Raw genomic sequence first — 18,680 nt, forward strand, 5'->3', positions numbered from 1 at the left:
CTCAACTCTTTTTTCTTGCAATACGGTTACTTATTGCTCCGCATAATTTTACATTGAGGAAACATTTAAGGTTGTTCAACAGCCAGTGATAACGCGTTAACTCATTGATTATCATTATCACTAAGTTAAATTGCGCAACGTTTCTAGGTCAAACCTATCGGGGAAAGACCGGTTGCAGCCCGGCGCAGGCAGAGCATTTTTTTTAACAAAAAGCACACAGGCAGCACGACAAACCATCGCTTAGCGCGCTTATATTTAGCAACGAATTTTTTATTGCGCCTGAATTTCAGAAGGGAGTGACAGAAGGCTGATTTCACTCAGGCCCAACACCAGATTGAGCCTGAGTCAGAAAGGAGAAACTACGGGGTATCAGGCGACGCTTTATGCCGCGGCCGGCTGGCATACAGATAGAACAGCACCGCAACGATGCTGCACAGCGCCATCGAGGAGACCATCGGCCAGGCACTCTTGCCGGGTGCCATTGCCAGTATCGCCCCCACCAATGCACCGATACTGAAACGCAAGGTACCAGCCAGTGAAGACGCCGTGCCCGCCATATGCGGAAAATCGTCCAGGATCACCGCCATGGCGTTTGATGAAATCATGGCAATACAGCCCAGATACACCGCCACGCCAATCACCAACGCCCAGAACCCCAGGCCAATAGCGCTCACCGCCAGCAACCACAGCCCCATGGCCAACTGAACAAACAGCCCCAAACGGAACATTTTGATCGCGCCCAACCGCCGGACATTGCGGCTGTTGACCAGCGTCGTCAGGAACAGGAAGACAATATTCAGCGCAAAATAGTAGCCAAAGTGCTGCGGTGAAACATGATTCAGTTCGATATACACGAACGGGCCGGCACTGAGGAACGAGAACATACCGGCAAAGGAGAAGGCGCTGGCCAGCATGTAGCTCAGCACGCGCTTATGGCGGAACAATGAGGCGAAGTTACCCAGCGTGGTACGCAGATGGAATTTTTGCCGCCGCTCTTTGGGCAGCGTCTCTTTAATAAAGAACGCCACCAGCAACGAACCGATCAGCGCCGCGGCCCCCATGGTCCAGAAAATCGCATGCCAACTGAACCACAACAACAGCGCGCCACCGATCATCGGCGCCAGTAACGGTGCAATGGTCATCACCAGGATGACAAACGACATCATGCGCGAGAACTCGTCCTTGGTGAACATATCGCGCATCAGGGCATTAATCACTACGCTGGCCGCCGCCGCCGACAACCCATGCAGGAAACGCAGGTTGATCAGTTGATCGATCGACTGCGCCATGGCGCAGGCACCACCGGCAATCGCGAAGATCAGCGTTCCCCACAGGATCACCGGCTTGCGGCCAATACTGTCCGACATTGGCCCGTAGAACAACTGCCCCAGGGCAAAGCCGAGCATATAGGCGCTGAGCGTCATCTGTACGCTGCCCGCCCCGACGCCGAACTGTTTGGCAATCACCGGCATACTGGGCAGGTACATGTCGATAGCCAGCGGCATCAGCATGGACAGCAGACCCAGAATAAAAATCAAACCGAGGTGAGATGACCGGTTCTGTAACACGTTCGACGACTCCTTCATCAGCCGTAATCTAGTATTGAATTAATCTTGCAGGTGCGGAGCACCGACGCTGGCGATTTCTTCTTCGGTCAGCGGACGGTATTCGCCCTCTGCCAGATCCTCATCCATCACGATGGCGCCGATACGTTCACGATGCAGCTCGAGAACCCGGTTGCCGACCGCTGCAAACATGCGTTTCACCTGGTGATAACGCCCTTCACTGATGGTCAGACGCACCAGCTTGTCTTCAATTTGTTCCAGTTGCGCAGGCCGGGTCAGATCTTTTTCGTTATGCAACTGCACGCCTTCGGCAAATTGCTGTGCGGTATCTTCCGCCAGCGGATGCTCCAGCGTCACCAGATAGGTTTTCTCACAGTGATGTTTCGGTGAGGTGATACGGTGCGACCATTGGCCGTCGTCGGTCATCAACACCAGACCGGTAGTATCGATATCCAGGCGACCGGCAGCGTGCAGCTTGTAGGCCACCGGCTCATCGAGGAAATACAGCACCGTCGGATGATCGGGATCGTCCGTGGAGCAAACGTAACCCTGCGGTTTGTTGAGCATAAAATAGCGCGGGCCATTTTGGCGCTGCAGCGGGTTGCCGTCGAACGCCACCTCCTGCTCCGGAGTCAGTTTCAGTGCCCCGCTCTTCACCACTTCACCGTCCACGGTGACGCGTTTTGCCCGAAGTTCGCGCGCTACCAGCGCACGGCTAACACCTAACTGCTGAGATAAAAACTTGTCCAGTCGCATTGAATCTGCTTTGCCTGTCGTTGTTATGATCGCATTGATCGTATTGCTAAAATATGACACCCGCCGTTGCACCAGGTGCAACAGAGCAGGTTCGAAGAGGGGGATACAGCGATTACTGTCACACGAGTATAGCGATGGAAACGGCCCCCTGACAGAGGTAATTTCCATGCTTCTCGCACCGCGAGTGCTCAGAAGGCATAATAATAGAAATTTTTTAGCCGTCATGGGAGTAAAATGTCACTGTTTTGGTGGGATCAGAGGTTACAAAACCTGTTCCCGACGGCCCCTCTCAACCCACGGCGTTAATTTATGGCCTTTACTCTACGCCCTTACCAACTGGAAGCGGTCGAAGCCACCATCAAACATTTCCGTCAGCACCCGCAACCGGCGCTGATCGTACTGCCGACCGGAGCTGGAAAAAGCCTGGTGATCGCCGAACTGGCGAAACGTGCACGCGGCCGGGTATTGGTGCTGGCCCATGTGAAAGAACTGGTGGCGCAGAACCACGCCAAATACCGCGCCTACGGGCTGGAAGCCGATATATTTGCCGCTGGACTGCAGCAGAAAGACAGCGCAGGCAAGGTGGTGTTCGGTAGCGTGCAGTCCGTAGCACGCAATCTGCCGCTGTTTGACGGGGCTTTTTCCCTGTTGATTATCGACGAATGCCACCGCATCAGTGACGATGACGACAGCCAGTACCAACAGATTATTCAGCATCTGCAAAAAACCAATCCACAGCTGCGGCTGCTGGGCCTGACCGCCACGCCCTATCGGCTGGGCAAAGGCTGGATTTATCAGTATCACTATCACGGCTTTACCCGCGGTGATGCCAATAGCCTGTTTCGCGACTGCATTTATGAACTGCCATTGCGCTATATGATCAAAAACGGTTATCTGGTGCCACCGGAACGGCTGGATATGCCGATAGTACAGTATGATTTCAGCCGACTGGAGGCCAGAAGCAACGGCCTGTTCAGTGAAGTGGACCTGAACCGTGAGCTGAAACAGCAAAATCGTATTACACCGCATATCATCAGCCAAATCGTCGAATATGCCGAAACGCGTAAGGGGGTGATGATTTTCGCCTCCACCGTTGAACATGCGCGTGAGATCCATGGCCTGCTGCCTTCCGGTGAAGCCGCGCTGGTCAGCGCCGAAACGCCCGCAGCCGAGCGCGATGCGCTGATTGAGGCATTCAAACAACAGCAATTGCGTTACCTGGTCAACGTGGCGGTGTTGACCACCGGTTTTGATGCGCCGCATGTCGATCTGATCGCCATTCTGCGGCCAACCGAATCCGTCAGCCTGTATCAGCAAATCGTCGGCCGTGGGCTGCGGCTGGCCCCCGGCAAAGAGGATTGTCTGATCCTCGACTACGCCGGTAACCCGCACGACCTGTTTACGCCCGAGGTCGGGGTCAGCAAGCCACACAGCGACAGCCAGCCGGTACAGGTGTTCTGCCCCGGCTGCGGCTTCGCCAATTTGTTCTGGGGCAAGTGCACCGAGAGCGGCGATATCATCGAACACTACGGTCGCCGTTGTCAGGGCTGGCTGGAGGACGATGAAGGCCATCGCGAGCAATGCGACTACCGTTTCCGCTTCAAAATTTGCCCGCACTGCGGCGCGGAAAATGATATTGCCGCCCGTCGCTGCCACCAATGTCAGGAAGTGCTGGTCGACCCTGACGATATGCTGAAGGCCGCACTGAAACTGAAAGACGCTCTGGTACTGCGTTGTGGCGGTATGGAGCTGCAAACTGGCCGCGATGATAAAGGCGAGTGGCTGAAAGCCACCTATTTCGACGAAGACGGCACCAGCACCAGCGAACGTTTTCGACTGCAAACGCCGGCGCAGCGCAAAGCCTTCGAAATGCTGTTCCTGCGCCCGCATCAGCGTGCACCCGGGGTGCCGTTTGCCTGGCAAACCGCCGCCGACGTGTTGGCCCAGCAAACGCTGCTGCGCCATCCGGATTTTGTGGTGGCACGCAAGCGCGGACAATTCTGGCAGGTACGGGAAAAAGTGTTCGATTATCAAGGCCGCTTCCGCCGAGCCAATGAGCTGTATTGATCCTGTCAGCCTGCAAATCGGGTAGGTTTCCATTGCCCTGCGGACGGCTTTCCGTTAAACTGCCGCCCGCTTTGCCTGGGTTCGCCCGGTGCTAAAGCAGGTTATACCCTATGAATTTCAAGCTGTGGCCTGGAAGACGACGGGTAAATCGAACTTGCTACTGGGTCGCCTGTAGCAGGGTAAATTTTCTTTTTAGAGAAAAAACAATGTTCACTATCAATGTAGAAGTACGTAAAGACCAGGGTAAGGGTGCGAGCCGCCGCCTGCGTATTGCCAACAAATTCCCAGCTATCGTTTACGGTGGCGAAGAAGCTCCAGTTTCCATCGAACTGGACCATGATTCTGTTAAGAACATGGAAATCAAACCAGAATTCTACAGCGAAGCAGTAACTCTGGTTATCGACGGTAAAGAAACCAAAGTGAAAGTTCAGGCTGTACAGCGTCACCCGTTCAAGCCGAAACTGGCTCACATCGACTTCCGTCGCGTTTAATCGCAACGAAATCGAACCTTTCGGGACGCCGAAGTAGAAAACGCCGCAATTGCGGCGTTTTTTATTGTCTGCGATCCGGCGAAATTACTTATTACCGCTATTCTGGCGGCGTTGTAGCTGATCGCGCAGGTTCGGTGGCGTGCCTCTGATGGTTAGCGTATCGGTAGCCGCATCCCAGAAAATTCGCTCCCCCAACAGCATGGCGTCAAAGTTTATGCTGATACCGCCACCGCTGCCGGCAAACTTGGTCAACTGACGCAGCGTACCGCGATCGGCCGGGAAGCTGTCTTCCAGTTGATAACCCTGCTCGCTGGAGAACTGCAGAAAATCTTTCTCGCCCACCGGTGCAATCTCTTTCGACAATTCCTGCAGCTCAATCTCTTCGCCAGCCTGCAGCTGTTCGTTGCAGTAGCTGTAAACCTGCTGGCGTACGGATTGACGCTCATTTTTGTCCAGCTGTGCATCGGCACAATAATCGTCAACCGCCTGCAGCAAGCCCCGGTTCTGCGCCTTGGTGTCCAGCCCTTCGGCCGCCGCCAGGAAGTCCATGAAGAAATCGGACACCTTGCGACCCACTCGCCCTTTCAGGAAGGTCAGGTAACGGGTCGACTCCGGATTGGTTTCCCACTCGGTCAGATCGATGCGCGCCACGATATCGGCGTGGTTGATGTCCAGATAATGGGTGGTATTGATATCCAGCTCTTCGTTAACGCGCGAACTGTTGCGGCTGTTCAGAACCGCAATCAGTAAATACTCCACCGCCAGGTAACGGTATTGGCCAAACAGCACCACACCACCTTCGGCAAACGGATACTTGGCCAACTCATCGCGCAGGCGACCGGTCGCCGCACGGCTGAAGGCCAAAAAGTCCTTATCTTCCTTGCGGCAGGTACGCAACGCGTCCGCCAGTTCACTGCCTTCATTAAACAGGCCGTAAGCCTTGCTCTTGGCACTGTAGACACGATGCAGCTCTTCCATCATCTCTTCCACCGCCGCATTGGTTGGCAGCAGAGAATCGCGCAGCACCACGTCCAGCGTTTGTTCGTCGCGTTTGACCAACTGGTGCAGAGCGATCTGGTCGATATCCAGACTCATGGTAAATCCTCCTGTTCTTTAGGCGCGTATTCAAACACTGAAGGCTACCGTGCTGCAACTTTTAAGCAGCGATCACATCACCAGCCATCGATAAATTTCCGGCACCCATACAGGCCATAAATAGCTGGAATATCCCATGGAATTCAGGCAGCGGGCCGGTAGCCAACCCGAGCCAGAGACGGGGGCGGCTCGCACAACCCGCGACGCTAGGGTTTGAAAGACAAAGGGAATAGATAAAAGAGCGGAAAATCACTGTCCTATACGGTAAGATATGGGACTTTGTCAGGCGTTGAGCGCAATTTTTATGCCACAATCATCCCGTTACAGTGACGAACACGTTGAACAGCTGCTCTCTGAGCTGGTTAATGTTCTGGAAAAACACCATACTCCCACCGATCTCTCTCTGATGGTGCTGGGTAACATGGTAACTAATCTGATCAACACCAGTGTTGCTCCCGCGCAGCGGAAAACATTGGCAAGATCGTTTGCAGAAGCTCTGCAAGCTTCTATTCGTGAAGATAAAGCGCATTAATAATTAATTATGGTGACAAACCGTCAGCGTTATCGTGAAAAAGTCTCCCAGATGATTAGCTGGGGGCACTGGTTCGCCTTATTCAATATCCTGCTTGCCCTCGGGCTGGGCAGCCGCTACCTGTTTGTCACCGACTGGCCCTCTTCCTTGTTGGGCCGGGTTTATGCCCTGGTCAGCTTACTGGGGCATTTCAGCTTTATCGTTTTCGCCGGCTATCTGCTGGTGATCTTCCCGCTCACCTTTGTGGTGATGTCGCAGCGGCTGCTGCGATTTATTTCTGCCGCGCTGGCCACTGCGGGACTGACACTGTTGCTGGTAGACAGCGAAGTGTTCACCCACTTCCACCTTCACCTCAATCCGGTGGTGTGGGAACTGGTGGTCAACCCGGATCAAAGTGAGCTGGCGCGCGACTGGCAGCTGATGTTTATCTGCGTGCCGGTTATCTTCCTGGTGGAGATGCTGTTTGGCACCTGGAGCTGGCAAAAGCTGCGCAGTCTGAACCGTCAAAGGTTCGGTAAACCGCTGGCCGCGCTGTTTATCAGCGCCTTTTTCGCCTCGCACCTGATTTATATCTGGGCCGACGCCAATTTCTACCGCCCGATCACCATGCAACGGGCCAACCTGCCGCTGTCATACCCAATGACCGCGCGTAAATTCCTTGAGAAACATGGCCTGCTTGATTCGCAGGAATATGAACGCCGACTGGTGCAGCAAGGGAATCCGGAGGCCGTTGCGGTGGAATATCCGCTGAACGATCTGAGCTACAGCGACAAAGGTAGTGGCTATAACCTGCTGATGATCGTGGTGGACGGCGTACGTGAGCAGGACATGAAACAGGATATGCCTGCCCTGACCCGCTTCGCGCAAGAAAATGTCCGTTTCAGCGATCACTACAGTTCCGGCAATCATGCAGATACCGGCTTGTTTGGCCTGTTCTACGGTATTTCACCGACCTATCTGGACAGCATTCTTGCCGCGCGCAAACCTTCTGCTCTGGTCAGTGCACTCAGCGCCCAAGGCTATCAGTTTGGTTTGTTCTCGTCAGACGGCTTTAACGCCAGCCTTTATCGCCAGGCGCTGTTGACCGACTTCACGCTGCCGGCGCCAATACAGCAAAATGACACGGCGACCACGCAACAATGGCAACGTTGGCTGGCTGACCAAAACAGTAACCGCCCATGGTTCTCTTATATTAATTTCCGTGGCGCTGAATCGGCTGCCAAGGAGAAAACTCCGGCCCCTGCCGACTTTATTCAGCGCTACCGCACAGGTGCGCAGGATGTGGATGCGCAAATTTCTCAGGTACTCAGTACGCTGAAAGAGCGTGGTGTTCTGGATAAAACCGTGGTGGTGATTACCGCTGAACACGGTGTGGAATTTAATGATACCGGCAAAGGCTACTGGGGCGCGGGCACCAGTTTCAACCAGCAACAGTTGCAGGTGCCGCTGGTTATCCATTGGCCGGGAACACCGGCGCAGACCATCAATAAACTGACCGGTCATAACGACGTGATGCGCACGCTGATGCAGCGTTTGCTGCACGTGAAAACCAGCCCTAATGACTATTCACAGGGTGAAGACCTGTTTACCGCCCAGCGCAGAAACAACTGGGTCGCTACCGGTGATAACAGTCTGTTGGTGATCACCACGCCAACGCAAACCCTGGTGCTGGACAGCAGCGGTAACTACCGTGCGTATGACAAGAACGACAAAGAGATCAAAGACGAGAAGCCACAGCTCGCTCTGCTGCTGCAGGTGTTGACCGATGTGAAACGTTTTATCGCCAACTAATTGCTTAAAATACAATCAGTCAGTTGGCGTACTCTTGATTTGAGATTGGGAAAGGGTAGTATAATTTTCTATAGCATCGGCATGTAGCGCAGCTTGGTAGCGCACCGTCATGGGGTGTCGGGGGTCGGAGGTTCAAATCCTCTCATGCCGACCAAAAAATACCCATAAAAACCAACCCGTTGCTGTTGGTTTTTTTATACCTGCAGTTTTACCATGGTAAAATAATGGTGAAATGCCCGATTAAAACCTGCCCCGTAGCAACGTCCATCTGAACCTTTTTTTTGCAGTTTATCCTCGTAGACTATAGAGACACCAAGGGTCATGGATTACATAACCTATGTAAGGATAACTTGATTAACTTAATATGAAATAGTTAGCATCCGCGTTTTAAAAAACATACAATCAATATGCCGTAGTATTAAATATATAGGGACGTGATGAAAATACTAATTATTAGACGTGAAAACATTGGTGACTTAATTCTTACGACACCCCTTATTGCCCTGCTAGGCAGAGACCATAAAATTGATATTTTAGTAAATACGTATAACAGTCAGGTGATAGACGAAAATCCGCATCTCAATAAAGTTTATCTTTATACGAAACTACACCATGAAAAATCACTTAAAGCTAAGGTTAGCGCAATATTACTGCGCGTAAAGACTTCTTTTAATATTTGGCGCGAGCGCTACGATGTTGCCATTGTGGCCGGTAACTGGGATAAGCGCCCTTTGCAGTGGGCCAGGCTATCTCGTGCAAAACGCATTATTGCAATAGGCGAAGATGCTCCCAATGCTGTCACCGATAAGGTGCCATATATGCATGGACATAGACATATAGTTGAAGAACTTAGTCAATTAGCCAAACCACTAGGGTATGATGAGGCTCCAGGCAAACTTGAACTCTACTTGAAAAAATCTGAAATTATAAAGGCAAAAGCTCAATTGGGTGAAAGAACTGGAGTGCCCATTTATGGCTTACAGATAAGTTCAAGAAAAGAAAAGCAGCGCTGGCCTGCTGAAAAATTTATTGCACTTGCGCATAGTTTATCAGAGAGAGAGCCGTGTAGAATTATATTATTTTGGTCTCCAGGTGCAAGTGATAATCCCACGCATCCTGGCGACGATGACAAAGCTAAATATATAGTAAGGGAATGTAAAGACTTTCCATTACTCCCGTTTGAAACGAAAAGTGTTCGTGATCTTATGGCGGGAATGTCACTTTGCGATCAAATTATAACAAGCGATGGTGGTGCACTACACGTAGCTGCTGGTGTCGAACGCCCAGTTGTTGCCCTATTCGGCAATAGTGATGCCTTCTTCTGGAGTCCGTGGAAAGTGCCAGCGCGCGTACTCGAAGCGCCAAACGAGGACGTCTCTAACCTGACAGTACCTGAAGTGTTAGATGCTTTTATTTCATTAAGAGCTGAAGTACTTACTAGTAAAAACCTACCTTTATAAAAGGTATGATTTATGACAATGTCGCCAGTCCCTATGTAGTACAGCGCGCCCCAAAAGGAGAGTCGAACGCTCAACGAAATCGCCCCCCACCCAGGAGGTGCCAGACTTATCCGAGCCGTTCATTCTCAGATCTTAGGGATAAACTGGGGTACCGTGGAAAACTGACCATAGAAGAACACCCAACGTTTCACGAAGTCCACGTGTTAACAGCGCACCTACTCGATAATCAGGGAATCGATCCACAGAGCCAAATGACACACAGCGACGTGGGGAGTGGGAGGCTCAAACCCTATCATACCGAAATAAACACCATTAAAACCAACCCGTTGCGGTTGGTTTTTTTATCTCTTAAACTCGGCATTCACCCGTGATCGAGTTTTTCCCCTGAGGGCAAACGTCGGAACTCTGTGGGATCACACCCAATATGGAGCCCAAAGAGCCCGAACACCCTGACAGGGTCAAAATAACCAAAAGAAATAACACCCTTCGCATCCAACGCTCCTTATCTTTTTGCTATCCGGTTATATCTCATTCATGGCTAACTGTCTTTCAACAAACTGTCAGTTTTCGTGAAAACCTCTGCTCCCCTTCACACTTAGACTTGCAAAAGGTTTGCAGAGTCAGCTCATACCAACAAACTTAGAAAAACCTGCTTTTCGGCAGGTTTTTCTATATCCAACAGGTCAAGTAACAACGGCTTTTGGCGCTTATCGCTCCAGCCATTCGACGGCCAATATTCGTGCCTCATCCAGACTGACATCCCTGCCATCCCTGGTGATCGCCATTTTTAACACATCAATGATATCGGCCTTTTCCGTGGCGCGCTCTTCATTAATTAACACTAGAACCGCATCGCCTATCACCGTACATATGCCGATATACAAGGCTTTTGAATCTTCGAAGCCGCTGCCCATAACTACCTCCGGTTGCAATTTATGCAGATTAACATCTTGCGCCTGACAATGCCCTTTTAAGACCCGGTCGGCGCGGGCGGAAAACGAAAAACCCCAGCAATCATTACGATTACTGGGGTTCGTAGACGGGGTTAAACGTCTGTACAACTTATATGGTGCCGGCTACCGGAGTCGAACTGGTGACCTACTGATTACAAGTCAGTTGCTCTACCTACTGAGCTAAGCCGGCTAAATTTGGCGGAAGGACAGAGATTCGAACTCTGGGAGCTGTTACACTCGACGGTTTTCAAGACCGTTGCCTTAAACCACTCGGCCATCCTTCCAATGGGCGCAGATATTAGCGCTACCGTTATGAAATGTCTATCGTTTCATGATAAAAAATGCAGGAAAAAGTGCGTTTGGTTAAACTTCATGCCACTAGCGGTTAAAAAATGAAAAACCCCGCTAAAGCGGGGCTGGATTGAACAGTAATACGGGGTTATTTAGGTTGTGAGTCGTAGTCTGAACAAGTCTGATAACCTTTGTTCATCACATGACCGGTGTCGCTATAGCTGACAAAATAAGTTTGTACTTTCCCGTCACGTGGCGCCACCGCATAGGTGTCGCAGGTACCCTGCGCATGAACCAGAGTAGCTGTAGTAGACGGTGGTCCGGCAATCGCCCGTACCTGCTGTTTGGTCATTCCCACTTTTACGTCACTGACCACGGGTTCCGCTACGTAACTGGCGGCCCTGTCATAAGCCGTACAACCGGCGAGAAGGGTGAAAGTCGCTGCAGTGCAAATGGCTAAAACCAGCTTATTCGTCATGGTTTGTCCTCTTAGAGTACGTTTATTGTCCTCTAAGTCTAGAAGAGAGAAGGCTTTTCTACAAATTTCACTTTGTCGATAGGTGCGGTTCGCACCAATATCCTCACCAGTCCACGGTGGACAGGCCAACGTAATTCACATTTTATTTTGTTGCTGTTTTAACTGCGCCTCAAATGTCTGTTGTGACTGTTGTACGTATTGCTGCAACCCCTGACGATCGACAAACGCGTCCAGATCACCCGCTTGCAGTCGTAACATTTTATTTTCCAGATCGAAGCGCGTTCCCTTATTGGCAATAAAAATATCTGCTTGCTGCTGCGCGAGGCTGAGGAAACTGCCGCGGATATCCGCTACCAGGCTGGGATAGTTTTTGTTATTGATCAGGTAATAATCCGGCGTAGCCAGGCTGTCGGCATAAACCAGCCGGTAACTTCGCCCGCCCTGATGCAGAGTGGTCAGCCATGAGGTCGCTCCCGGTAAATGGCCCGGCGTCATCAATGCCGTTAACCTCAGACCTCCCAGGGTAACGCTGTCCCCCTCTCCGACGATAATATCGGCCTTCACCGGTGGGAAGCTCAACGCATCTCCCAGCGCGAAATCCTGTTTGCCCCCCAGTGCCAACTGCTTTGCATTGGCAGCGCTGGCGACCACTTTTGCTCCGCTCCAGGCCTTCATTCGCGCGATACCACCCGCCTGATCGAGACGCGCATGGCTATTAATGATATAGCGCAGATCCTTAATGTTGAAACCCAAAGCCTCAATGTGCGCTCTTATCGTCGGAGCACTGGCATCCAACGCAGCATCGATCAGAATCAAACCTTCTGGCGTACTCAGCAACACCGACGAAAGGTTGCGGGTACCGACATAATAAACATGTGGAAACATCTGGAAGGGTGCCACCGGCTGCGCCCATTGCTCAAACAATGAATACGGTGGCGCACTGGACAAGGGTTGGGCTGGGTTAAGCTGCGCCTGAGCGCTGAAACACAAGGCAAGAGTCATGGCCGTCAGATAGCCAACATTCTTTTTCATGATCCACTTCTATCGGGGTAAATGGGGCTGAAGTATACTCAGACCAATATTGAAAGGTATTCAATTCAAAAGGCCATTAATGAATATCCTGCAAATGGACATGAACCTGCTGAAAGTGCTCTATCTGTTGACCTGTACCGGCTCCAGTCAGAAAACGGCGGACAAGTTGGGCATCAGCACCTCAGCGGTCAGCCATGCGTTGGCTCGCCTGCGTGAAGTGCTGGATGAACCTTTATTTCGCCGCGAGGGACATCGCCAGGTGCCTACACTTTTTGCCCTGTCACTTAAAGAAAAACTGGCGCCGCTGTTCTCTTCACTGGACGGCGAATTGTTCGGTCATGTGCAGGATGTGCCACGGAACTTCACCCTGGTTGCACCACCGGCGCTGCATCCAATTTTACTGCCACTGTTGGCGCAGAAAAGCACTCTCGTCAACGCGGATATCCGCTGCCAAAACTTTGAGCGACGCTCATGGCGCAATGAACTGTTGGAAGGCAGTATCGATATGGTGATCGCAGTCGGCGATCATCAACAGCGCACCAGCGCACTGTGTTATGAACTCATTGGCAGCACCCGGCTGGTGGCGGTATTTGGGCCGCCTTTGCAGCCTGTGTTGCAGCACAAGAATGGGCTGGCCTTCAGCGAATTGGCAGACTACGCACACTATTACTGTCATCCCTGGCCTCAGGCGGAAAATGAACTGGATCGCCAGTTGGAGCGCCAGGGGTTGCAGCGCAGGATCCAACTCAGCTGCGCTGACTATGCCCAGCTACCGCCGGTGCTGCGAGCAGCTCCGCTGATGGCCGTAGTTCCGCAGCCCTGGTTCAGCGCGCAGCCGGATAAACAAAGGCTGTTCACCCTGCCTATTCTGGACAATCTGGCTATTGGCCATCTGTTTTCGCACTATAGACAGAGGGAAGTGGAGTGGAAAAAGCGGCTTATCTCCACGCTTCATACGCAACTGCGGCCCTATTATCAGTAACGCCGGTCAGAAACCGAATTCGCTCAGTGCCGCAATCTCATCCGGACGACGGCCAAGCGGCCAGTGGAACCGACGATCCTGTTCGCGGATTGGCATATCGTTGATGCAGGCGTGTCGATTAATCATCTGACCGTCCGGATTAAACTCCCAATTCTCGTTGCCAAAACTACGGTACCAGTTGCCGGAGTCATCACGCCATTCGTAGGCAAAACGCACCGCGATACGCGCCCCATCAAACGCCCAGAGCTCCTTAATCAGCCGATACTCCAGCTCTTTTGCCCACTTACGCTGTAAGAACGCGCAGACGGCCTCACGGCCATCAACAAACTCCGCCCGGTTACGCCAGTGGGTATCCACAGAATAGACCTGTGAGACTCGTTCAGGATCGCGGCTGTTCCAGGCATCTTCCGCCAGACGGACTTTCTCGATGGCCGATTCACGGGTAAACGGCGGTAGCGGGGGTTTAATGCTCATAGCTCACCTCTGCGGGTTACGATCAAGTAGACAGATTTGTCTACACGATTAAGCTAGCGCATGTAGACAGAGTTGTCTACAATCATTCAAGCCAATATTTCAGGAGATATTTCGATGTCTGCTACTCCCAGCGCTCTGCCGCCGCGTCAGCGTATCCTGCTGACTGCCCATGATTTGTTTTACCGCGATGGGGTACGCGCGACCGGTATCGATCGCATCATCAGCGAGTCAGGCGTGGCCAAGGTGACGTTTTATCGTCACTTCCCCAGTAAAAATGAACTGATTGAAGCGTTTCTGGCCTACCGTCACGATCAGTGGCTGAGCTGGTTCAGTCTGTCGCTGGAGCAGCATGTCGCGCGGTCAGGAGATGTAATGCTCGCGTTGGTGCCTTGTCTCGAAGAGTGGTTCAGCGATCCCCACTACCGTGGTTGCGCGTTTATCAATACAGCGGTGGAACTGGCGGACATGCTACCGGAAAGCCTAATCATAGCCCGTCGACATAAGGCACAGATGGCAGAAGTGCTTGCCCGCTACCTGCCCGCCGGTCCTGAACAGGAACAGCAGGCAGAGATGCTGGCGATGTTGATCGACGGAGCGATCGTCAAGGTGCAAATTGAGCAGCAGGCACAGAACGCACTACTGCTCCTGAGCGAAATGCTGAAAGCCTTGGCCACCGCCTGGAACCATCAGTAATTAGCCCAGATCCCCGGTGTGACCAACTCCAGCAGATGATCATCGGGATCGCGGAAATAAATACTCTCTCCACCCTGTTCCCAACTCATGCGCCCTTCTATCGCTACGCCATGTGCCGTCAGGTGTTGTTCCCATTGCGGTAATTGTTCTTTCGCTACTGCCAGGCCAATATGCAGTGGCCCACTGCCGTCATGTGGAGGGATGTACCCTTCCGGGTAATGCGCGCCTTTCACCGAGTCGCCTTCAATGAACAACAGCAGCACGCTTTGTTGGCCCACGTCATAGGCGCGAAAACGCTCGTTGGCCACCATCGCTGAAAGCTTTAATACCTGCTGATAGAAAACCGCGGCACGCTCGATATCTTTGACGTACAGCACCGTTTCAACCACTCGATCTATCTTGAGTTCCATATTAGCCCCCTGACTTATCTATATGGCAGAAGTTTAGGTAAACCCAGGCACATCGAAATAGCAATCCGTGCCGCTAAAATTCCAATTTGTGCCAAACCGCAGGCAAAAAAAACGCGGCCCGAAGGCCGCGTGATCATATCCACACTCTGTTGCTTAGAACTGGTAAACCAGGCCCACGGCAACCACGTCGTCGGTGTTGATACCGGCAGATTTGGTGAAGTCGTTTTCGTCCATCAGGTTGATTTTGTAATCAACGTAGGTAGACATATTTTTGTTGAAGTAGTAAGTCGCGCCCACATCAACATACTTCATCAGATCCTGATCGCCGTAACCGCGATCGATGTCTTTGCCTTTAGACTGCAGGTAAGCCACGGATGGGCGCAGACCGAAGTCGAACTGGTACTGAGCAACAATTTCAACGTTCTGCGCTTTATTAGCGTAACCGTAAGTGCTGCTGTTGCTGCTACCGAAGCGGGTTGCGTTGTAAGACTGGGTATACATCGCTGCCAGGTAGACGTTATTGGCATCATATTTCAGACCGCCGCTGTAGGCCTCAGCCTTGTCACCACGGCCCAGAATGCCAGGGTTGTTATTGCCATTTTGATCGTTGGTGCGGTCGGAAGAGAAGTACGCCGCTGCAGCGCTGATGCCGTAGCCCAGATCGTAAGACGCGGACATACCATAACCGTCACCGTTCTGTGCCAACACGTCACGACCATTGTTGGATTCGGTAGCGCTGTCGTTTTTACCCTGGTATTGCAGAGCAAAGTTCAGACCGTCAACCAGACCAAAGAAGTCTGAGTTACGGTAAGTCAGCACGCCATTGGTACGCTGGAACATGAAGTTGTCCGCACCGTAGGTATCGCCACCGAACTCTGGCAGTACGTCGGTCCAGGCGCCGATGTCGTACAGCACACCGTAGTTACGGCCGTAATCCAATGAGCCGTAATCGCCGAATTTCAGACCGGCAAAGCCAACACGGGTGAAGTTATTGTTGTCTTCACTTTCTGCGCGGTTGAGGTTTGCCTGATATTCCCACTCACCATAACCGGTCAGTTGGTCGCTGATTTGTGTTTCGCCACGCAGGCCAAAACGCATATAAGACTGGTCGCCATCGGAGCCTTTATCGTCGGAGAAATAGTGAAGACCATCGATTTTACCGAACAAATCCAGTTTATTACCGTCTTTGTTGTAGATTTCCGCCGCGCCTGCAGTGCCTGCAACCAGCAGAGCGGGTACTATCAGTGAAAGTACTCGAAGTTTCATCGTTATTATCCTCGTTAATTATGTCGAACTATGGCCACTGCCCTTTTGAGCATTATTAGCACGACTGTGCATTACCATTCTGGTAACAAGGGTTATATTAATCCAGAAAGAAAATGATACCAAGTATCCGATAGTGTTTCATTGTGATTAATAAAGGTTTCCAAATGTAAATTTTCGCGAACTTCCACAAAACATTACAGACAAACAAAATAAGGCACACAATGCCAAAAAATACATTTATAGAAATAAAATTAGCTAGTTATACAAAACTTTAAGAAAAAACAGACTGATATACAAAACTCACCACTGATAAGCACATTGTGCCAAAAACATCTCATATATCTGACGTTATAATAATCCCGCTATCATCATTATTTTCATTATTACCTTCATTATCTGTAAGATAATTTTTGTACATTTCGACCGGCTTCTGGCCGGTTTTTTATTATTTTACATTTTCTTCACATTTCATCTTTATCCGCACTTTTTGCCAAAAAATAATCACCTATAGATATTATCCCCCTAATTAACTTTCGCACTAATCGCTAATTTATTAGCCTGATTTAGGCTATGAATTAATCGCATTAATTAGGGGAGCGTTTTATGGCTAAAACACCTTCAGCTTAAGTCGGCATTCGGTTTGGGGAAGCAACATTGGCTCATCCTGCCTATTTTGATAGCCTGTACAAAATATCCCGAAGAGATGACCCATGCTATTTCAACCCGAAGCGCTATGGCGTCGGCTGCAAAGCTCCCCTTTCCGCGCCAGGTTCCGCCTGAACCCCAAAGACCAACTTTACTTTGATACCAAAGGGTTGCCGCTGATCCTCAGCCACGCACGAGATTTTATCGAGCAACGGCTTGCGGCCCCTTTCCCGAAAAATGACGGTAAACAAACCCCGATGCGTGGCCATCCGGTATTTGTCGCCCAGCATGCCACAGCCACCTGTTGTCGTGGCTGTCTGGCCAAGTGGCATAACATTCCCCAGGGGCAAGCGCTGGACGAGGAACAAAAGCGGTACATTGTGCAAGTCATTACCTTGTGGCTGGAGCGACGGGCGGGCGCGAAGACCGATGACAGCGCAAATCCTTTCGACCCGGATCGCGGATTGTGATAAAAACACTCCATAACTTTCAGTCCGCATTTCCACAATAGATCCTGATGCCCACATGACATCCACCTTGTGTAATGAACAGCAAAAACCCGGCGTCCCGGCCCAGATTGCAACTCGGTTGGCTTTCTTTGTCGCCGGCTTTGGTATGGCCGCCTGGGCACCCTTGGTGCCGTTTGCCAAAGCACGTATCGGCATAGACGATGGCTCGCTGGGTCTGCTGCTGCTGTGCATTGGTGCAGGTTCGATGTTAGCGATGCCGTTAACCGGCTTCCTGACCGGCAGGTTGGGCTGTCGACCGGTGATCCTGCTCGCTGGCCTGGCGCTGTGTATTGATTTGCCCCTGCTGGTTCTGATGAACACCACCACCGGTATGGCGTTGGCCCTGCTACTGTTTGGTGCGGCGATCGGCATGATCGACGTGGCAATGAATGTGCAGGCGGTGGTAGTCGAGCGCGCCAGCGGCAAGGCAATGATGTCCGGTTTCCATGGTTTCTTCAGCGTTGGCGGTATCGCCGGTGCCGGCGGCGTCAGCCTGATGCTGTGGCTGGGGCTGTCACCCTTGCTGGCAACCTGGGTCACCGTATTGACCATTGCCGTGCTGCTGATGCTGGCCAGTCGCAATTTATTGCGCGAAAGCGGCGGTGAAGAAGGCGGGCCGATGTTCGTGCTGCCTCGTGGCTGGGTGATGTTTATCGGTATCCTGTGCTTCATTATGTTCCTGGCGGAAGGCTCGATGCTCGACTGGAGCGCCCTGTTCCTCACCACCCTGCGTGGGGTTGACCATAGCCAGGCCGGATTAGGCTATGCGTTGTTCTCCATCACCATGACTATCGGCAGGTTGAACGGCGATTGGGTAGTGAACCGGCTGGGCAGATATAAGGTATTGCTGCTGGGTAGCCTGTGTGCGGCCATTGGCCTGAGCCTGGCCATTGTGTTCAACAACGCCATGGTTTCACTGATTGGGTTTATGCTGGTGGGCCTGGGGGCTTCCAACGTGGTGCCAATCCTGTTCAGTGCGGCGGGCAACCAACATGATATGCCGGCCAATCTGGCTATCGCCTCAGTGACCACCGTGGGCTATGCCGGCATTCTCGCCGGACCGGCACTGATCGGCTTTATCGCCCAGTTCTCCAGCCTGACGGCGGCCTTTGCCTGCGTTGCAGTATTACTCCTGGCAGTCACCGCCAGTGCCCGGGCCATAACCCGTTGATTCAGGAATGCGCAGCCAA

General features: G+C 51.9%; 18 protein-coding genes and 3 tRNA genes. 10 read left to right on the forward strand and 11 right to left on the reverse strand.

Annotated features, from left to right (window positions below):
• Window positions 1–359: 359 nt before the first annotated feature.
• Together QOT07_RS17070 and rsuA are read right to left on the reverse strand one after the other, a co-directional pair.
• A complete protein-coding gene (locus tag QOT07_RS17070) occupies window positions 360–1,568 on the reverse strand; it encodes a Bcr/CflA family multidrug efflux MFS transporter (protein ID WP_099063711.1) in 1,209 nt (402 codons plus the stop codon).
• Between the two features lie 39 nt (window positions 1,569–1,607).
• Window positions 1,608–2,321: a 16S rRNA pseudouridine(516) synthase RsuA gene (gene rsuA, locus QOT07_RS17075; protein ID WP_099063710.1), complete on the reverse strand. Its 714-nt coding sequence runs from the start codon at window positions 2,319–2,321 to the stop codon at window positions 1,608–1,610.
• Between the two features lie 309 nt (window positions 2,322–2,630).
• Between rsuA and radD the strand changes: the two genes are divergently transcribed.
• Together radD and rplY are read left to right on the forward strand one after the other, a co-directional pair.
• A complete protein-coding gene (gene radD, locus QOT07_RS17080) occupies window positions 2,631–4,388 on the forward strand; it encodes a DNA repair helicase RadD (RefSeq protein WP_112348877.1) in 1,758 nt (585 codons plus the stop codon).
• 206 nt (window positions 4,389–4,594) lie between these two features.
• Window positions 4,595–4,879 (forward strand): 50S ribosomal protein L25, encoded by a 285-nt coding sequence (gene rplY, locus QOT07_RS17085; protein WP_085117681.1) that lies wholly within the window; start codon window positions 4,595–4,597, stop codon window positions 4,877–4,879.
• A gap of 84 nt (window positions 4,880–4,963) precedes the next feature.
• On the opposite strand, the gene yejK is transcribed toward rplY, so the two are convergent.
• Window positions 4,964–5,974: a nucleoid-associated protein YejK gene (gene yejK, locus QOT07_RS17090; protein ID WP_261131675.1), complete on the reverse strand. Its 1,011-nt coding sequence runs from the start codon at window positions 5,972–5,974 to the stop codon at window positions 4,964–4,966.
• A 304-nt stretch (window positions 5,975–6,278) separates the two neighbouring features.
• Here yejK and QOT07_RS17095 point away from each other — a divergent pair, with 304 nt between their 5' ends.
• The 4 genes from QOT07_RS17095 (at window position 6,279) to QOT07_RS17110 (ending at window position 9,757) form a co-directional block, all read left to right on the forward strand.
• On the forward strand, window positions 6,279–6,506 hold the full coding sequence (locus QOT07_RS17095) for a YejL family protein (RefSeq protein WP_006317912.1): 228 nt from the start codon (window positions 6,279–6,281) through the stop codon (window positions 6,504–6,506).
• Between the two features lie 9 nt (window positions 6,507–6,515).
• Window positions 6,516–8,297 (forward strand): LPS biosynthesis-modulating metalloenzyme YejM, encoded by a 1,782-nt coding sequence (gene yejM / locus QOT07_RS17100; protein ID WP_283603638.1) that lies wholly within the window; start codon window positions 6,516–6,518, stop codon window positions 8,295–8,297.
• A gap of 77 nt (window positions 8,298–8,374) precedes the next feature.
• Window positions 8,375–8,451: transfer RNA gene (locus QOT07_RS17105), tRNA-Pro, on the forward strand.
• Between the two features lie 283 nt (window positions 8,452–8,734).
• Window positions 8,735–9,757 (forward strand): glycosyltransferase family 9 protein, encoded by a 1,023-nt coding sequence (locus QOT07_RS17110; RefSeq protein WP_283603640.1) that lies wholly within the window; start codon window positions 8,735–8,737, stop codon window positions 9,755–9,757.
• Window positions 9,758–10,464: 707 nt separating this feature from the next.
• Here the strand turns inward: QOT07_RS17110 and QOT07_RS17115 are convergent.
• From QOT07_RS17115 to blaSPR, 5 genes are all read right to left on the reverse strand, one after another.
• The gene (locus tag QOT07_RS17115; RefSeq protein WP_112348874.1) at window positions 10,465–10,671 is read right to left on the reverse strand and encodes a DUF2767 family protein; all 207 of its coding nucleotides are present in this window, start codon (window positions 10,669–10,671) and stop codon (window positions 10,465–10,467) included.
• Window positions 10,672–10,824: 153 nt separating this feature from the next.
• A tRNA-Thr gene (locus QOT07_RS17120) sits at window positions 10,825–10,900 on the reverse strand.
• A gap of 6 nt (window positions 10,901–10,906) precedes the next feature.
• A tRNA-Ser gene (locus tag QOT07_RS17125) sits at window positions 10,907–10,994 on the reverse strand.
• Window positions 10,995–11,149: 155 nt separating this feature from the next.
• Entirely contained in the window at window positions 11,150–11,479 is a 330-nt protein-coding gene (gene osmE, locus QOT07_RS17130; protein ID WP_085117690.1) for an osmotically-inducible lipoprotein OsmE, read from the reverse strand.
• Between the two features lie 135 nt (window positions 11,480–11,614).
• Complete coding sequence (gene blaSPR / locus QOT07_RS17135) at window positions 11,615–12,511, reverse strand: SPR family subclass B3 metallo-beta-lactamase (protein ID WP_099061566.1); 897 nt, start codon at window positions 12,509–12,511, stop codon at window positions 11,615–11,617.
• Between the two features lie 79 nt (window positions 12,512–12,590).
• Here blaSPR and QOT07_RS17140 point away from each other — a divergent pair, with 79 nt between their 5' ends.
• Window positions 12,591–13,493, forward strand: coding sequence for a LysR family transcriptional regulator (locus QOT07_RS17140; RefSeq protein ID WP_283603641.1), 903 nt, complete (start codon window positions 12,591–12,593; stop codon window positions 13,491–13,493).
• Between the two features lie 6 nt (window positions 13,494–13,499).
• Here the strand turns inward: QOT07_RS17140 and QOT07_RS17145 are convergent, their stop codons facing one another.
• Window positions 13,500–13,967, reverse strand: a complete 468-nt coding sequence (locus QOT07_RS17145; RefSeq protein ID WP_099061568.1) for a nuclear transport factor 2 family protein — start codon at window positions 13,965–13,967, stop codon at window positions 13,500–13,502.
• A gap of 114 nt (window positions 13,968–14,081) precedes the next feature.
• Between QOT07_RS17145 and QOT07_RS17150 the strand changes: the two genes are divergently transcribed.
• On the forward strand, window positions 14,082–14,660 hold the full coding sequence (locus QOT07_RS17150; protein ID WP_129936532.1) for a TetR/AcrR family transcriptional regulator: 579 nt from the start codon (window positions 14,082–14,084) through the stop codon (window positions 14,658–14,660).
• Here the strand turns inward: QOT07_RS17150 and QOT07_RS17155 are convergent.
• On the reverse strand, window positions 14,654–15,070 hold the full coding sequence (locus QOT07_RS17155) for a VOC family protein (protein WP_099061570.1): 417 nt from the start codon (window positions 15,068–15,070) through the stop codon (window positions 14,654–14,656). The two genes, QOT07_RS17150 and QOT07_RS17155, sit on opposite strands and share 7 nt — an antisense overlap.
• A gap of 153 nt (window positions 15,071–15,223) precedes the next feature.
• Window positions 15,224–16,336 (reverse strand): porin OmpC, encoded by a 1,113-nt coding sequence (locus QOT07_RS17160; RefSeq protein ID WP_099061571.1) that lies wholly within the window; start codon window positions 16,334–16,336, stop codon window positions 15,224–15,226.
• Between the two features lie 710 nt (window positions 16,337–17,046).
• On the opposite strand from QOT07_RS17160, the gene QOT07_RS17165 reads away from it, so the two are divergent.
• The gene (locus QOT07_RS17165) at window positions 17,047–17,451 is read left to right on the forward strand and encodes a DUF4186 domain-containing protein (protein ID WP_283603642.1); all 405 of its coding nucleotides are present in this window, start codon (window positions 17,047–17,049) and stop codon (window positions 17,449–17,451) included.
• A gap of 55 nt (window positions 17,452–17,506) precedes the next feature.
• On the forward strand, window positions 17,507–18,661 hold the full coding sequence (locus QOT07_RS17170; protein ID WP_219016670.1) for an MFS transporter: 1,155 nt from the start codon (window positions 17,507–17,509) through the stop codon (window positions 18,659–18,661).
• The last annotated feature ends 19 nt before the right edge of the window (window positions 18,662–18,680 follow it).

The sequence above is a fragment of the Serratia proteamaculans genome (assembly GCF_949794035.1).
GTDB classification, from domain to species: domain Bacteria; phylum Pseudomonadota; class Gammaproteobacteria; order Enterobacterales; family Enterobacteriaceae; genus Serratia; species Serratia proteamaculans.

Excerpts from the sequence above, each read along its gene's own strand:
- rsuA (WP_099063710.1), bottom strand. The coding sequence starts at position 2,321 with ATGCGACTGGACAAGTTTTTATCTCAGCAGTTAGGTGTTAGCCGTGCG.
- radD (WP_112348877.1), top strand. The coding sequence starts at position 2,631 with ATGGCCTTTACTCTACGCCCTTACCAACTGGAAGCGGTCGAAGCCACC.
- rplY (WP_085117681.1), top strand. The coding sequence starts at position 4,595 with ATGTTCACTATCAATGTAGAAGTACGTAAAGACCAGGGTAAGGGTGCG.
- yejK (WP_261131675.1), bottom strand. The coding sequence starts at position 5,974 with ATGAGTCTGGATATCGACCAGATCGCTCTGCACCAGTTGGTCAAACGC.
- QOT07_RS17095 (WP_006317912.1), top strand. The coding sequence starts at position 6,279 with ATGCCACAATCATCCCGTTACAGTGACGAACACGTTGAACAGCTGCTC.
- yejM (WP_283603638.1), top strand. The coding sequence starts at position 6,516 with ATGGTGACAAACCGTCAGCGTTATCGTGAAAAAGTCTCCCAGATGATT.
- QOT07_RS17110 (WP_283603640.1), top strand. The coding sequence starts at position 8,735 with ATGAAAATACTAATTATTAGACGTGAAAACATTGGTGACTTAATTCTT.
- QOT07_RS17115 (WP_112348874.1), bottom strand. The coding sequence starts at position 10,671 with ATGGGCAGCGGCTTCGAAGATTCAAAAGCCTTGTATATCGGCATATGT.
- osmE (WP_085117690.1), bottom strand. The coding sequence starts at position 11,479 with ATGACGAATAAGCTGGTTTTAGCCATTTGCACTGCAGCGACTTTCACC.
- blaSPR (WP_099061566.1), bottom strand. The coding sequence starts at position 12,511 with ATGAAAAAGAATGTTGGCTATCTGACGGCCATGACTCTTGCCTTGTGT.
- QOT07_RS17140 (WP_283603641.1), top strand. The coding sequence starts at position 12,591 with ATGAATATCCTGCAAATGGACATGAACCTGCTGAAAGTGCTCTATCTG.
- QOT07_RS17145 (WP_099061568.1), bottom strand. The coding sequence starts at position 13,967 with ATGAGCATTAAACCCCCGCTACCGCCGTTTACCCGTGAATCGGCCATC.
- QOT07_RS17150 (WP_129936532.1), top strand. The coding sequence starts at position 14,082 with ATGTCTGCTACTCCCAGCGCTCTGCCGCCGCGTCAGCGTATCCTGCTG.
- QOT07_RS17155 (WP_099061570.1), bottom strand. The coding sequence starts at position 15,070 with ATGGAACTCAAGATAGATCGAGTGGTTGAAACGGTGCTGTACGTCAAA.
- QOT07_RS17160 (WP_099061571.1), bottom strand. The coding sequence starts at position 16,336 with ATGAAACTTCGAGTACTTTCACTGATAGTACCCGCTCTGCTGGTTGCA.
- QOT07_RS17165 (WP_283603642.1), top strand. The coding sequence starts at position 17,047 with ATGCTATTTCAACCCGAAGCGCTATGGCGTCGGCTGCAAAGCTCCCCT.
- QOT07_RS17170 (WP_219016670.1), top strand. The coding sequence starts at position 17,507 with ATGACATCCACCTTGTGTAATGAACAGCAAAAACCCGGCGTCCCGGCC.